We start from the raw sequence: 15,867 nt of genomic DNA, 5'->3' as shown, positions 1-15,867 counted from the left end.
TTTTTTTCTAATTAACTATTTTTATCGATTTTATCATGATCTTACCTCTGTCTCACATTTATTTGAAATGACTATAAGAGTCAAATTTTATCTACTTTGTCCTATCCTTTTCAAAATCCAGCAGGTTTGGTTGAGACAGGTTCGTCGCCCCTTTTCTACTTTCGGCTGGAAGGGGATACTTGTATCGAAGTAGTTTGCGGTAGTTACAAAATTTTTCAAGAATTGGAATCGGCGGTTGAAACCGCGTCTACACCAACGAAAACCTTATGGTGCGTGGGTTGAAGCTTTAGGGCGCGTGGCCATCTACAATCTCCAAGTAAGATGCAAATCTCACATATCCGCACCCTACAAATTAGACTACTGGACGCACTCCGCCTTCATAACCGGGTTTTTTACCGAATCTGCGAGACCGAACGAAGTATTTTCATAAAAAAAACCCGGTTTCTGGGCCCCATGCGTAAGTCCTATACAATATAAACAATATCATTCATAAAACAAATGATTTGCTGTATCAATCCCGACTGTCAAAAACCCGAAAACCCCGACGGACAAACATATTGCATCAGTTGCGGCCTGGAACTCGTACCCCTCCTGCGAAATCGTTTCCGCATGATCAAACTCCTCGGTCAAGGTGGCTTCGGCAGAACCTATTTAGCAGAAGATATTGATCGACTCAATCAACCCTGTGTCGTTAAACAATTAGCACCAGATGTCCAGGGAACTTGGGCGATTAGCAAAGCGGTAGAATTATTTCAGCAAGAAGCCAGACAACTGCAACAGCTAGGACAACATCCCCAAATTCCATCACTAGATGCCTACTTTGAAGACAACAAATATTTGTATCTCGTACAGCAGTTTGTGGATGGGGATAATTTGTTGACGCTTTTCCAAAATCAGGGAATTTGGCAAGAAAGCCAAGTTAAGCAACTATTACTCGAACTTCTACCTGTTCTCAAGTTTATTCACGAACAAAAAATTATTCACCGAGATATCAAGCCTGAAAATATTATGCGCCGTCGCAGCGACGGTTTGTTAATGCTAATTGATTTCGGAGTTTCCAAACAGTTGTCGGGAACAGTGATATCGCGACAGGGAACGCAAATTGGTTCGCATGGTTATGCACCGCTTGAACAAATGCAAGGGGGGGAGGCTTATGCAGCCAGCGATTTGTTTAGCTTGGGGGCGACGGCTTTTCATCTACTGACGGGGGTACATCCTTATGGTTTGTGGACGGAACACGGTTATAGTTGGACTGCAAATTGGCAGCAACATTTGAAGAGTCCCATAGACAAGGGATTGGAAGTGATTTTATCTAAGTTGTTGGCAAAAGATATCCAGCAGCGCTATCAATCAGCAGATGAAGTTTTAAAAGATTTTCAAGGTCAGTCAATACCAACTCCTGCACCGATACTAAACCCCACAGTCCCTGTGATTCCACAACACTCTTTGCCGTTACAAACTAACACAACAAGGCGAGGTTTATTGCAATTAGCGGGTTTTGCTGGGGGAGGATTTGCATTAGCCCTGCTGAGTCAAAGTTTGTTGAACAACAAATCTTCTTCATCTTCACCAAATCTTCCACCTTCATCCAAAAATGAGCAGCCATCTCCTAAATCATCAGCTCAAAAATTATCTCCAAAAACTACAGCTAAAAAATCATCGCCAAAACCATCTCCACAATCTGTAGCAGAAAGTTCATCGCCAAAACCATCTCCAAAACCATCTCCAAAACCCGCACCAGAAACTCCAAAACCTCAGCCATTTTCCAATGCTTTAAAAAGCTTTACTTTTGAAATAGTGACAGTCAACTCAACGGGGCAAATCGCCAACCGCCGTCCAGGAAAAGCACAGACTTTGATAGAAAATATGGGGAATGGTATTACTCTAGACATGGTAGCAATTCCTAGTGGCAGTTTCGTGATGGGTTCCCCCGATACGGAAGCCGGACGAAGTAGCTATGAAGGGCCGCAGCGTACCCTGAATATGCCTGCTTTTTTTATGGGTAAATATGAGATCACTCAAGAACAATACCAAGCGGTGATGGGAAATAACCCTTCTGAGTTCAAAGGTGCGAAACTTCCTGTCGAAAAAGTAAGCTGGAATGATGCTGTGGAATTCTGCAAGCGGCTTTCTAAAAAAACAGGCAAGACTTATCGTTTACCTTCACCAGCGGAATGGGAATATGCTTGTCGCGCCGGAACTAAAACACCTTTCTCTTTTGGTGAAACAATTACCCCGGATTTAGTTAATTATAATGGCAATAATCCCTACGCTGGGGCATCGAAGGGACTTTACCGCAAACAAACAACTGATGTCGGGAATTTTTCACCCAATGCTTTTGGACTTTATGATATGCACGGAAATGTGTGGGAATGGTGCAGTCATCTCGACAACGATCGCCCGGTGCGGTGTGGCGGTTCCTGGAACGACACTGCGGTGAATTGTCGCAGTGCCTATCGTCTTAGCAATTCGGCGGGCGATCGTTTTTCAGACATCGGTTTTCGTGTGGCTTTGGTTTCCGCGTAGTCTCCGGTTTTCGGTTCTTTGCTGTAGTCTCCCGCGAGGACTTTTTTTTAAGGCTGGGCGGTTGAAACCGCGCCTACACGAGACTTTACCGGATGGTGCGCGGGTTGAAGGCGTACGGTGCGTCGCCCGAAACAATCTGCAAGTTTGATCGACAATTTCACAGCGACGCACCACAAATTAGTAATGTGCGTCGCCCGAAACAATCTGCAAGTTCGATCGAGAATCTCGCAGCGACGCACCCTACAAATTAAACTGAAAAACTTATCTGCTCCGTGCTATTGCCATAACTTGCCGCGCCAAAATTGACTTTACATGGCCGCACAGATTCCCATGATGATATAGTAGGTCAATTTTATGAATAAGTCAAGCTCGATCGCCCTTAAATCCTAATATTTGAAAAAGCCCGTCAAGCAAGTTTCTAATTTATTTTCCATTGCACGATCGCCTATTTCTTCGTTCCCCTCTGTTGGGACGAGAGTTGGACTCTTAAGCGATTGCAAGAGACTGCTGGCGAATTTAAAAATGGTTTCACCCTTCACCGCTAAAAATGGTGGCTCTGCACTAAATGTTTAATTAACCATATAGCTATTAACTAGCCAAAGCGAACCCAAATGCTGCATTCCAGATGTGAGGGGTAACACCTTGGCGAATTCGCCAACAGTATTTTTCAATCACCGAATCCGTCGCCCACAATTAATCAAGGTTAATATAGGATCGGGGGGCGATCGATACTACAATGCCATTAAACGCCGCATCGCTTCTGTCTGAAATGCTACACGAGTTGGAAATAATGACAGATCCGTGGCAAGATTAAGGGAATGTTAAGTTATGCGACGCTTTCGCAAACAAGATTTCCCGCTGAAACTGTCCCCCTAACCCACCTTCCCCATTAGGAACCCACCCATCTATGATTCCCAACCATTCCTTCGCGGCTGACGAGCATTCTAGCAAACCCGACAAGCCCGAGGAAGCTTGTGGCGTTTTCGGTATCTACGCACCGGGTGAAGATGTCGCCAAGTTGACCTACTTCGGTTTGTATGCTTTGCAGCACCGCGGTCAGGAATCAGCAGGAATTGCCACCTTTGAAGGTGAAAAAGTCCACCTGCACAAAGATATGGGACTGGTTTCCCAAGTCTTTAACGAATCGAGTTTAGGTCACTTGCCCGGTAACTTAGCAGTAGGCCACACTCGCTACTCTACTACCGGCTCGTCGCGGGTTGTCAACGCTCAACCTGTTGTCGTCGAAACCCGTTTGGGAAGTCTCGCATTGGCACATAACGGGAATCTTGTCAATACCAAAGAATTGCGGGAAGAATTGCTGTCTCGGAAGTGCGAGTTTGTCAGCACGACGGATTCAGAGGCGATCGCCGTGGCGATCGGTTCCGAGGTAGACAAGGGCAAAGACTGGCTGGAAGCAGCGATCAGCGCCTTTGCTATGTGCCAAGGAGCCTTTAGTTTGACGATCGCCACCCCCAAAGGCGTGATGGGAGTCCGCGACCCGCATGGCGTCCGCCCGCTGGTAATTGGCATCCTCCCCACAACTCCGGTACGGTACGTTTTAGCATCGGAAACTTGTGGCTTGGATATTATAGGTGCTGAATTTTTGCGGGACGTAGAACCGGGAGAATTAGTTTGGATTACAGAGGAAGGTATGGCTTCCTTCCACTGGAGTCAGCAGCAGAAGCGCAAACTTTGCATCTTTGAAATGATCTATTTTGCTCGACCCGACAGCCAGATGGAAGGTGAAAGTTTGTACAGCTACCGGCTGCGGATCGGGCGTTTGTTGGCAGCAGAATCTCCGGCTGATGCTGATATAGTCATCGGCGTTCCCGATTCTGGAATCCCGGCGGCGATCGGCTTTTCTCAAGCTTCCGGCATTCCTTACGCCGAAGGATTGATTAAAAACCGCTACGTCGGGCGCACTTTTATTCAACCGACTCAGACAATGCGGGAGTCAGGAATTCGCATGAAACTCAACCCTCTCAAAGATGTGTTGGAAGGGAAGCGAGTAATTATTATCGATGATTCGATCGTGCGCGGCACTACCAGCCGCAAAATAGTCAAAGCCTTGCGGGATGCGGGCGCAACGGCAGTTCACATGAGAATTTCTTCGCCGCCGGTGACTCATCCTTGTTTCTACGGGATCGACACCGACAATCAAGATCAGTTGATTGCTGCTACTAAGTCAGTCGCAGAAATCGGCGCCCAAATAGGGGTTGATTCTTTGGCTTTCTTGAGTTGGGATGGAATGCTGAAGGCGACTAACGAAGACCCGATGAGTTTTTGTTCTGCCTGTTTCACTGGTGATTATCCGATCGACGTTCCAGAAGTGGTAAAACGGTCTAAGCTCATATTAGAAAAAGCTGGAACCTAGAAAATCAAAAAGTGGGAAAGCGATCGCCCGTCACTTTCCCCAATTTATGGGTTTTCTATTTTTTCTGGTAAGTCATTGCCAGAATGTGTGTAGAAATGTTACATTAACTTAGCTTTAGCAATTCTTGCAGAATTTGTGAACAGTAGTGAACAGTCGCTTGGGTAGAACTTGTGTCAAACCCAACACTCGGATTTTAGATTGAGATTGCAGGTTTGAGATTTGAGATTTGTCCTTGAATCTAAAATCGCCAATCTAAAATCGATGGTCTTTCCCTACACTCTCGTTCACAATTCTTGCTCGAATCGCTGTATGCTACCTGCAGACTGGAGGTAGTTCCTCCAGATGTCCACTCTCAGATGGAAGTCGCATTTCGCACCAACAACGGGCACATGAGATTTTTTCAGATAACAGGGTCGATCGCACAAATTTTTCCCACACAAGTATTCCACAAGCCAACTTGCTTGAGAATCGCGGACGGGCTGTTCATGCGAACTAAAGAACTTTAGGAACCCTTGCAGAGTAAAAATATGGCTCCTTGCGGGTTGAAAGTGACTTCACCTGCATAGGGATACAACCCCCCGACTCCAGTCCGGGAGAGCCAAAAAATTTAGATCTTAGTTTAAGCCCCCAGATTCATCTGTGGAGTGAATCTAAAATCTAAAATCTAAAATCTAAAATCGATTGACTGTTACAAGGCGGAATGCGGTTTCTCAAGTCAGCTTAAATCGGAAACTTCGTGCAATCAAATACTGTTCTCAATCCCCCGAGCAATCAAGACTCGTTCTCTCGTACAGCAGAGTTACCTTTTACTCTTCAAGATATCAAGGCAGCCATTCCAGCCCATTGTTTTGAGCCCTCGGCATGGAAATCTCTGGCTTATTTCTTTTTAGATATTGGCATCATCGCAGGTTTGTATGCGATCGCCTACACCGTCGATTCCTGGCTGTTTTACCCAATCTTTTGGTTGATGCAGGGAACCATGTTTTGGGCATTGTTTGTAGTGGGCCACGACTGCGGACACGGTTCATTTTCTAAGAGCAAATGGCTCAACAACCTGATCGGACACCTCTCCCACGCTCCAATTCTCGTGCCCTTCCACGGTTGGCGGATTAGTCACAGAACCCACCACGCAAATACAGGCAGCTTAGATAACGACGAAAGCTGGTATCCGGTATCGGAGAGCAAATACAATCAAATGCCTTGGTACGAAAAGCTGGGACGCTTTTATTTGATGTTATTTGCCTATCCAATTTATCTATTTCGGCGATCGCCCGATCGAACTGGTTCTCACTTCATGCCCGGTAGCCCGATTTTCCGTCCCTCCGAAAAATGGGATGTGTTGACGAGTTCCGCATCCTTGGTACTGATGGTAGGCTTTTTAGGCGCGCTAACCTATCAGTTTGGTTGGCTGTTTTTGCTGAAATTCTACTTAGTTCCCTATGTAGTGTTCGTGATGTGGCTGGATTTGGTAACATTCCTGCACCACACAGAAGCCGATATTCCTTGGTATCGCGGTAAAGATTGGTCTTTCTTGAAAGGTGCATTGTCTACGATCGATCGCGACTACGGAATCATCAATTCCATCCATCACGATATCGGCACCCACGTAGCCCACCACATTTTCTCGACCATGCCGCACTATCACTTGAAGGAAGCAACGGAAGCCATCAAGCCAGTGTTGGGCGATTATTATCGCAAGTCAACCGAGCCAATTTGGAAGAGCTTTATTCGCTCTTACTGGGATTGTCATTTTGTCTCGGATACAGGTTCTGGAGTTTACTACGAATCACCTAACAGTCGGCGATCGGCTGAAGTTAAGTAGCTTAAATAAACAATAGAATACGCAAAAACCCGGCTTCTTAAAGAAACCGGGTTTTTCATTATTTTTGGGCGTGTTTAATTAAATGTTCCACATCTGGAGGGGTAACAAGCGGCCCCAAACCCAGAGTGGGTAAAAATGCACCCGAATTATAGTAAAAAAAGATAGGGAGTCAAATCGTTACACGGTCGCTATGCCCAAAATAAATGTTACCAATATTTTATCAGACTCACTTATAAAAACTACTGACACCAGCCCAGTTTCTTTTACGGACAATCTTGTTGAACTTGATACAAGAGCAAGAAACAAGTGAGGTTAGAGCGACTGGTGAGAGTATTTACCTACCCAATTAGTACCGAAAGTCTTGCCCAAACGGAATAAGATTCCTGGACTTATAGCAACCGCCTTGGCGGTTAAGCCGCTGTGCGAAGCACAGCTTCCATTGCATCCCGCTCGACAGTCGAATTTAACCCTCTTTTGTCACTCTCGTGGTAGTATAATCAGTGACACACCACAAAAGCATTGCCAGTCCTAGGGTAGAGCCTCGTCAACCAGTACCCACAGTCCAATTTATAGATGAATATTGTCAAATTTACCAAAACATATTTCCCGAAGTTAGGAGCTTTGAAGCTTTTAATTACTTATATGTCGGTATGATATCGGACATAAAACGCAAAACACTACCATCAATAGCGAAACTTATAGGGCTAGATAATCATCAACCATTACACCATTTTTTAACACAATCACCTTGGGATGTAAAAAAATTAAGTCAGCAACGATTAGAATTAATATTATATGTACTTCAAGGGCGTCCAATATTACTAATAATTGATGAGACAGGAGAGACAAAAAAGGGGGATGCGACTGATTATGTAAAACGGCAGTACAGTGGAAATTTAGGTAAAACAGATAATGGTATCGTTGCAGTTACAGCGTATGGTGTTTGATCTGGTCTGACTTTTCCTCTATTATTTGAAGTTTATAAACCGAGAGAAAGACTGCAACCAGGAGATGAAGATCTAACTAAACCTGAAATTGCCGCAAAAATGATCAAACAATTGCGTGCGATAGGATTTAAATTTAATCTGGTCCTAGCAGATAGTTTATACGGAGAGAATAGTAAAAATTTAATTCAAATACTAGAGAAATGGAATCTAAATTTTATTGTGGCAATTCGCTCTAACCACAAAGCATGGGGAGTTACAGACGCGAAAGTCAAATCTTCAAAGTGGCAAAGATTCAAACGTGTCTTCTCAGATTTAAGCTCGGAAGACAGATATATAAGAGAGATTATTTGTGGTGATAATCCGGAAATTAAATATTGGCAAATCACAACTGATAAAGAGGAGCTGCCCAAACACACTACTTGGTATGTAATGAGTAAATTTCCCAACATTACACCCAGAGAAGTAGGTAATTTTTATGCTTTAAGAACTTGGGTAGAATATGGTTTGAAGCAAAGTAAAAACGAATTAGGATGGGCAGATTTTCGCTTAACTAATTATCCACAAATAGAAAAATGGTGGGAAATTATTTTTAGGGCTTATTTGATGGTTAGTCTCCACTCTGAACAACTGCTAAAATTACCACCACAATCTGAATCTAATTTTTTATCATATCCTTGGTGGGCTCAAGGAAATGGGTGGAAGAATATTCTTAACAACCTCCGTTTAATACTTCAACCATTTGTACTATTTAACTTTATTAAACCTTGGCTACGAGTTTTTACTATTCCTAAGTTATCCGAGGGCTTTTTTAAACTTCAAATGCTTGTCAATAATTTAACTGGTTCAATTTTTCAAAACCTCAATATCCCTTATTTCCAGTTTTCCTCTGCGTAGAGTGACAAAAGAGGGTTAGCTTTAGACGCCAAGACCCGTGAAATTGTCGGGGTTTACATTGGGGCAAGAGACTCGGCCGCCGCGAGTGAATTATGGAAATCATTACCGCGGGTTTATCGACAATGTGCCGTCGTCTACACGGATTTCTGGGCGGCTTACTCGAAGGTGTTACCAAGTAAGCGGCATCAGGCGGTCGGGAAAGAAACGGGTAAAACCACTTATATCGAGCGCTTCAATAACACTCTCCGACAACGAATGTCTCGTTTGGTACGAAAGACCTTATCTTTTTCTAAGTCATTCAATAATCACATCGGTGCGATTGGGTATTTTATCCGTCACTACAATTTATCATTACTTGTTTAGGACTAGCTCAAGTTGTTTATTTTTCATTTTTTAGTGCATTCAATCTACAGTAATGCATCTCTTTATTCTGTCTTAGTTTAAACTCCTGTTCTAAGTAAGCTGCTACGCATATAAAGTGAACTTGTAGGAGAGAAAGTGCCGATTACTTTGCGCTAGGTTCGGGATTTGAAAAGCCCAATTTTTGCTGCAAAAACTCCCGCGCCACTTGTCTGGCTTCCTGCTGTTGTTTATCAACTTGGTAGTTTAGTTTCCGCATATCTTCCTCGGAGATTTTGCCGCCCAATTCTGCGAGCACTTGACGCAATTCTGGGTATTTATCCAAAATTTGCGATCGCACAACCGGAACTGCTTCGTAGGGCGGGAAATAGTTCTTGTCATCCTTGAGAACTACTAAACCTAAACTTTGAATCAAACCGTCCGTCGTATTACCAGCAATCACATCTACTTCTTTTTGTTGCAGCGCTTGATAAAGCAATCCTAACAGCAACTCCTTCGGTTCTTCTCGAAACTTAATCCCGTAAGTTTTAGCCAATCCGGGAAATCCATCTTCTCTCTCGTTAAATTCTGGGCCGAAACCAGCCCGGAGTTTAGGTGCAGCTTTCCCAAGTTGCGAGAGAGTTTGTAAATTGAGTTTTTTCGCATCGTCTCCCCGCACAATAATCGCAAAACTGTTATTAAATCCCAGCGGTTCCGTCCATTCAGCTTTAAACTGTTTGGGATATTCTTGTTTGAGGTAATCGAGGACTTTTTTGGGGTCAGAAATCGGTTTCTGTTTGAGCAGGTTGGCGTAAGCAGTACCCGTGTATTCGACGTACAAATCGATTTTACCTGCTGTTAGGGATTGATGGCAAAGCGAGCCTCCGAGATTCAGTTCTCGTTCTACTTTGATATCTGTTTTAGCTTCGATATGGCGTGCTAAAATTTCTGCGAGGATGACTTGTTCGGTAAAGTCTTTCGAGCAGATGACAACTTGCTTTTGGGGCTTAGAGGTACATCCTGCTACTGCAAGCAAGCAAAGCAGCCAGCAGGAATAGAAAAAAAAATCGTTCTTAGAGATTTTCATGACTTAACTCAAATTAAAAATCTACAATTAATACCTTATAAGTTATAGCATAAAGCCCAGATCGCAGACTTGTTCAAGAAGTCTGCGCTTTAACACCGATCGCACTTTACGCAAGTTGCGTTTTCCTGCTGTAACATTTATTGATAGACATGGAGCAATAAATATGGTAATCAGAGTCAGCGATATTATCCAGCAGCAGCGGCAATTTTTTGCGACTGGGAAAACTAAGGATGTGGATTTTCGGATCGAACAACTCAAGAATCTCAAAAGTGCGATCGCTTCCAATCAATCACGGATTGTGGATGCTGTCAACGCTGATTTGAACAAGCCGGAGTACGAGGCTTATTTTGAACTTGCTACGATCGCAGACATTAATTATGCCATCAAAAACGTTAAATCGTGGGTAAAGCCGAAAAAAGTGCGTACTTCGATCGAGCAATTTCCAGCATCGGCCTGCCTTTACCCAGAACCTTTGGGCGTAGTTTTAATCATCGGGCCTTGGAATTACCCATTTCAGCTTATGATATCACCCTTGATCGGGGCGATCGCCGCAGGCAACTGCGCCATCCTCAAACCTTCAGAAGTCGCCTCGCACACCTCGAAAGTTGTCGCCGACTTGATTACCAAAACCTTCGATCCCGCCTATGTAGCCGCCGTCGAAGGAGGAGTCGAAACCAGTCAACAATTATTAGCGGAAAATTTCGACCACATCTTCTTTACCGGAGGCACAAAAGTCGGTAAAATAGTGATGCAAGCCGCCGCCAAACACCTGACACCTGTCACATTAGAATTAGGCGGCAAAAGTCCTTGCATTGTAGACTCAGATATTCAACTTGAATACACTGCTAAACGCATTGCCTGGGGCAAATTTATCAATGCTGGTCAAACTTGTATCGCTCCCGATTACCTGTTAGTTGATAAAAAAGTTAAACCAGATTTAATCCAGGCAATTAAAACAGCAATTCACGAATTTTACGGCGACGAGCCGCAGAAAAGTCCCGACTATTCCCGAATTATCAATCAGCATCATTTAGGACGTTTGGCAGAGTTAATGAAAGACGGAGAAATTGTCGCCGGCGGTCAAACAAACCCCGAAGATAAATATATTGCACCGACGGTTCTCGACAAGGTTTCCTGGGATTCGCCTGTGATGCAGGATGAGATTTTTGGGCCGATTTTGCCAGTTTTGGAATATGATGATTTCGGGGAGGCGATCGCCCAAATCAACGCCCGTCCCAAACCCCTAGCTTTGTATTTGTTCTCGAAGGATAAAGAGAAACAAGAGCGAGTTTTGCGGGAAACTTCTTCCGGCGGAGTTTGCATAAACGACACGGTTATGCAAGGCGGACTAAGCTATTTACCTTTTGGCGGAGTTGGCGACAGCGGCATCGGCACCTATCACGGCAAAGCAACTTTTGACACCTTTTCGCATCAAAAAAGCGTGCTGCAAAAGTCATTTTTACTTGACTTAAAATGGCGGTACGCTCCCTATCTAGGTAAGTTGGATTTGATTAAAAAGCTGATCGGTTGATATTGCCTAAGCACCAGATTCCCCCTCACCCCCCAGGGATGTTTCTTTCTTCCGAAGTCCGGCAGGGGTTGAAACCCCTGCCGGACTGAATGCTTGACGTGTTTGTTGTTAGCAAAGATCGCCTCCTTCAATCCCATATCCCTGTTCTAATCGGTGCTGTGCCATTCTCGATCGATTCTCTCCAAATCCTTGGCGGCTCCCAATTGTTGTAAAATTTGATGTGCTGTATCGTAATGTTGTTGAGCAACTTCTGTGTTGCCGCGCTTTCGCTCAAGTCGCGCTAAATAGTAGTTAACTTCGGCAATATGCCAAGTCATCCCCTGTTTTTGCATTTTTCCTAAAGCTTCTGTTAACAGTTGTTCTGCTGTATCTAGATTGCCTCTACCGAGTTCATTGTATCCCAGACAAGCGATCGACTTTGCCATCCCTTCGCGATCGCCCAATTCTGTCATCATTTCCAAAGATTGCCGGTAGAGTTTCTCAGCTTCATCCCAATTACCGCGATTTTGCTCGATATCTCCCAACAGTCCCCAAGAAGATGCCATGCCCGAGCGATCGCCCAATTCTGTTCTCAATTCCAAAGATTGCCGGTAGAGTTTCTCAGCTTCATCCCAATTGCCGCGAATTCGCTTGATATCTCCCAACACTACCCAACAAGATGCCATCCCTTGGCGATCGCCCAATTCTGTGCTCAATGCCAAAGATTGCCGGTAGAGTTTCTCAGCTTCATCCCAATTGCCGCGATTCCCCTCGATATCTCCCAACGATGCCCAAGAAAATGCCATGCCCCAGCGATCGCCCAATTCTGTCATCACTTCCAAACATTGCTGGTAGAGTTCCTCAGCTTCATCCCAATTCTCGCGATTTCGCTCGATATCTCCCAACACTCCCCAAGAAGATGCCATCCCTTGGCGATCGCCCAATTCTGTCATCATTTCCAAAGATTGCCGAAAGAGTTTCTCAGCTTCATCCCAATTGCCGCGCTTTCGCTCGATATCTCCCAACAAACCCCAAGAAGTTGCCATGCCCGAGCCATCGCCCAATTCTGTGCTCAATGCCAAAGATTGCCGGTAGAGTTTCTCAGCTTCATCCCAATTGCCGCGAATTCGCTTGATATCTCCCAACATCCATAATGAACTAGCAATGTGTCTCTTATTATCTTCTTTTTCTGCGATGGCTCGCCCATCTTGAACATATTTTTCTGCTACATCCCAATTCCCAACATTCCGATGAATTTCACCTAATTTTATCAAGCAATAAGAGCGTCGAGCGTCTTCAACATAAGGTAATATTTGCTCGTACAAGTCTTTTGATAAATTCCAGTATGCCCACCTTCTTAAGTATTCATCTGGGATTAAGTCGTAAGCTTCGAGATAGTTGCCCAACCTAAAGGCAAAATGTTGAGCTTCAAGAACAGCTTGTAAATCTTCTAAACTTTGAGGATTAGCCACATTTTTACCAGTGCAGTAAAACTTATAAACACTTTCCAGCAGTTGTGGCAGTTCATCTCTATATTCCCCTTGCAAAAACTCCTCAATCACCCGGTGCAAATCATAAAAATACTCATATTTCTTCTCGTCATAACGACGCTGCACCAAACTGGCACCGACTAATTGCGGTAAAATTGCTTCTGTATCGTTAATTTCTGAGTCTGTAAATTCCGCAGGTGCTGCTAATTCTGCTGCTAATTTAAAGCGGGTATCTTTTTCAACATCATCCGTATACACTCGCAAAAAAGTTAAACCCCTGACATCTATCGGCACTCGCAAAACACACATCCGACGCAGCAAATCTCTTGCCTCTTCACTTTGCCTTGTTAGTTGGTCTCGCAACATCGGTTCTGCATTCTTCGTTACCAATTTGGGATGCTGCCGCAGATACCCCGGTTTTCCCTTGCCCAGAGCCGCCAATTGAGTTAATAAAAAAACATGACCTTCAACCCGCTGAGATATCCACTGCAAATCAGCTAATGTATCAGTCAACTTTCGCTGCTGCAAAATCTCGACACCCGCCGCTAAATCCACACCTTGCAACACTTCTATATGCACCAATTCCGAATCCGGTGCTAACCCCGGATAGCGGGTATGTGCCAAATCCGCAGGCACTTCCCGGCTGGTTAAAATCGTTTGCGATTGGTGCTGCTGATAAACCAAAGCATTCAGCAACTTACCCCAATCCGGTGAAATTGCTCGATGTACCTGCGCCGCAGCCAAACAGTCTGGATTTCCCGCCTCAACAGCAGGATGCAAAATAGATTCCAGGTTGTCGAGTACCAAAAGACAGCGAGTTTGTTGCAAGCCAGCCATAATTTTCGCTATCTTTTCATCGGCAGTTTTCAACACTTCCGCCGCCTGAATCCCCAAACCTTCACTTCTTAACAGAAATCCAGCCACGTCATCAAAACTCATTCTCTCCTTTGCCTCGAAATACATCGCGCACTTATAATCGCCACCGGGCAAACTTTCCCCCTTTTGAAAAACAGACTTCTGCCAATTCACTCCCAATGCTTCTGCAAGTTTCACAGCCAAACTCGTTTTGCCCATACCGCCTTGCCCGATAATCGCCAATACCTTCGGCGGCGAAGTGCCATCGGGCAGAATCTGTACTAATTTTGCAGTTAAATTTTCCACCAATTCATCCCGCCCTTTCCACACAGGAATAGAGTCAGGTAGTTGAGAGAAAGCCACCCTGGGTTTGTCAGGAGGGGCATCTGCCGGCACATCATCATTCTCGCTTTTGCCGTCAGTATTTGGTCCGCTGTTAATCTGACTGCTGATACCGGGTTCGCCGTTAACGCCCCACACTTCTGCCAACTTTTGCAAATTCTCTGTTTTGTCCCTACTCCACAGCTTGAGAGTAAAATTCCAATCGCTACAACCCCGCCTTGCCGTCTGCGGCCGGTTATCCTTTAGAATTTTCAGCTTTTTTTCGAGATAATCAGTCAGTACCTCGCCGATGTACTTTCTAACTTGCAAGTCAGATGTTGTCTTATTTGGTTTAAAGCTGCCTCTATCTTTCAGCAGGTGGCGCAGGGCTTCCAGTGTCGCCGTGACGGTTAACTCAGTGGTGTCACCTTTCCAATCGGCGCGGAGATAAGAGATGCGATTTGTATCATTCAACGCATAATTTAGCAGCGCCTCAACCAAATCAATCACTCGCTGCCGAGACTTTTCGCCTTTTCCCTGGTTGGGCATAGCTTCGGAAAGTAAATGGCTAAAAAAAGTTTCGGGAAAGTTTCGGGAATCCCGATACCGAATGACAGTCCCGAATATCCCTAATGCCGATTCTAGCACAGTTCCAGCCATTCTTTGCCTTCGGGTATCCCGAAATTCCACACTCAATTTAGTTGAGTTGGAAATGGTTTATGGGATTATCAAAACAGCATCAATGGATGATTGGAGAGGCGATTCTCGGTACTGTAGTCGGTGCCATCAATTCTTCGGCGGGGATAGTGTTGACTTTTGGGTTAGTAGGTTTTCACCTCTGCTTTGACAAGAATCAACAGGAAGTGTGGCGTTGCCCTCTCGAACAAACTTTTAACAGCGAGGAAGTATCGAAACTCTATTGTTGTAATGATTGTCCTTTCAAGAAAGCGGCGATTGATGTAGAAAAAGTTGAAGAAGAAAGTGAGTAAACTGTGGTGCATCTAATGTGGAACAGGCCGGAAAGCCTGTTCGGGCGGGACACCCCACAAGAAAATTCATTCAGGATGTTAACTCGAAAGTGCGATCGCTCTTTTTATCAGTATAGGTAAAAAAGGACGATCGCCCGATCGTGAATTGAACTTTACAAACACACTTTTAGTGCAGTAAAATCCTTACTCAAAATCTGATTTGCGGATTATAATAACATGAAACGGGTGTTATAACTTCTGAGCGAAACTGCGATCGCCTCTGCCTCTTTTGCTAGTTACGTTGCGCCCAGCTACTTGCTGCGATTAGAAAATGTCTATAATATCTTTTAGCATCTTATCGCTAACAAGCAATTTATGGAACCTTTATCAAAAGAACGCTGTGCCGCCTGCAGCCCAAAGTCTCCCCGCCTCACAGCTTACGAAATTGTCCAGCTAAAACCTCAAATTCCCGACTGGAATTTAATCGAAAAAAATGGCATTCCCCAAATAGAACGCACCTACGAATTCCCGGATTTCAAAAGTGCGATCGCCTTTACAAACAGCGTCGGCGAAGCAGCAGAAACCGAAGGACATCACCCCGCACTGTTAACCGAGTGGGGAAAAGTTACCGTTACTTGGTGGACTCACGCGATTTCTGGACTGCACCGCAATGACTTTATTATGGCGGCGAAAACCGATGCGATCGCCAATCAATTCCCAAAATAAAATCCGAC

8 protein-coding genes and 2 pseudogenes are annotated in these 15,867 nt (G+C 44.6%); 8 read left to right on the top strand and 2 right to left on the bottom strand.

What is annotated here, in order from left to right; translation table 11 throughout:
* Positions 1-498 precede the first annotated feature (498 nt).
* The 5 genes and pseudogenes from QUA57_RS19810 to QUA57_RS19790 all read left to right on the top strand — a co-directional run.
* Positions 499-2,526 (top strand): bifunctional serine/threonine-protein kinase/formylglycine-generating enzyme family protein, encoded by a 2,028-nt coding sequence (locus QUA57_RS19810; RefSeq protein WP_333063191.1) that lies wholly within the window; start codon positions 499-501, stop codon positions 2,524-2,526.
* Between the two features lie 907 nt (positions 2,527-3,433).
* Complete coding sequence (gene purF / locus QUA57_RS19805) at positions 3,434-4,900, top strand: amidophosphoribosyltransferase (RefSeq protein WP_333063189.1); 1,467 nt, start codon at positions 3,434-3,436, stop codon at positions 4,898-4,900.
* 736 nt (positions 4,901-5,636) lie between these two features.
* Positions 5,637-6,722 carry a DUF3474 domain-containing protein gene (locus QUA57_RS19800; protein WP_333063188.1) on the top strand — a complete coding sequence of 362 codons (1,086 nt, stop codon included), beginning with the start codon at positions 5,637-5,639 and terminating at the stop codon, positions 6,720-6,722.
* Between the two features lie 518 nt (positions 6,723-7,240).
* Positions 7,241-8,563: pseudogene (locus QUA57_RS19795) on the top strand (IS701 family transposase).
* Positions 8,564-8,578: 15 nt separating this feature from the next.
* Positions 8,579-8,926 (top strand): annotated as a pseudogene (locus QUA57_RS19790) (IS1 family transposase); the annotation flags it as partial.
* A gap of 142 nt (positions 8,927-9,068) precedes the next feature.
* Here the strand turns inward: QUA57_RS19790 and QUA57_RS19785 are convergent.
* Positions 9,069-9,989, bottom strand: coding sequence for a glycine betaine ABC transporter substrate-binding protein (locus tag QUA57_RS19785; RefSeq protein ID WP_333063187.1), 921 nt, complete (start codon positions 9,987-9,989; stop codon positions 9,069-9,071).
* 163 nt (positions 9,990-10,152) lie between these two features.
* On the opposite strand from QUA57_RS19785, the gene QUA57_RS19780 reads away from it, so the two are divergent.
* Entirely contained in the window at positions 10,153-11,520 is a 1,368-nt protein-coding gene (locus QUA57_RS19780) for an aldehyde dehydrogenase (protein WP_333063186.1), read from the top strand.
* A 146-nt stretch (positions 11,521-11,666) separates the two neighbouring features.
* On the opposite strand, the gene QUA57_RS19775 is transcribed toward QUA57_RS19780, so the two are convergent.
* Positions 11,667-14,825 carry a tetratricopeptide repeat protein gene (locus tag QUA57_RS19775; RefSeq protein WP_333063185.1) on the bottom strand — a complete coding sequence of 1,053 codons (3,159 nt, stop codon included), beginning with the start codon at positions 14,823-14,825 and terminating at the stop codon, positions 11,667-11,669.
* 59 nt (positions 14,826-14,884) lie between these two features.
* On the opposite strand from QUA57_RS19775, the gene QUA57_RS19770 reads away from it, so the two are divergent.
* Together QUA57_RS19770 and QUA57_RS19765 are read left to right on the top strand one after the other, a co-directional pair.
* Positions 14,885-15,154 carry a hypothetical protein gene (locus tag QUA57_RS19770; protein WP_333063184.1) on the top strand — a complete coding sequence of 90 codons (270 nt, stop codon included), beginning with the start codon at positions 14,885-14,887 and terminating at the stop codon, positions 15,152-15,154.
* 354 nt (positions 15,155-15,508) lie between these two features.
* A complete protein-coding gene (locus QUA57_RS19765; RefSeq protein ID WP_333063183.1) occupies positions 15,509-15,859 on the top strand; it encodes a 4a-hydroxytetrahydrobiopterin dehydratase in 351 nt (116 codons plus the stop codon).
* Positions 15,860-15,867: the final 8 nt, after the last annotated feature.

Origin of the sequence: Microcoleus sp. Pol7_B2, assembly GCF_036701035.1 — a bacterium.
GTDB lineage: Bacteria > Cyanobacteriota > Cyanobacteriia > Cyanobacteriales > Microcoleaceae > Microcoleus.
Note: the sequence above shows the minus strand (reverse complement) of the source record. Positions and strands in the feature narration are given on the sequence as shown.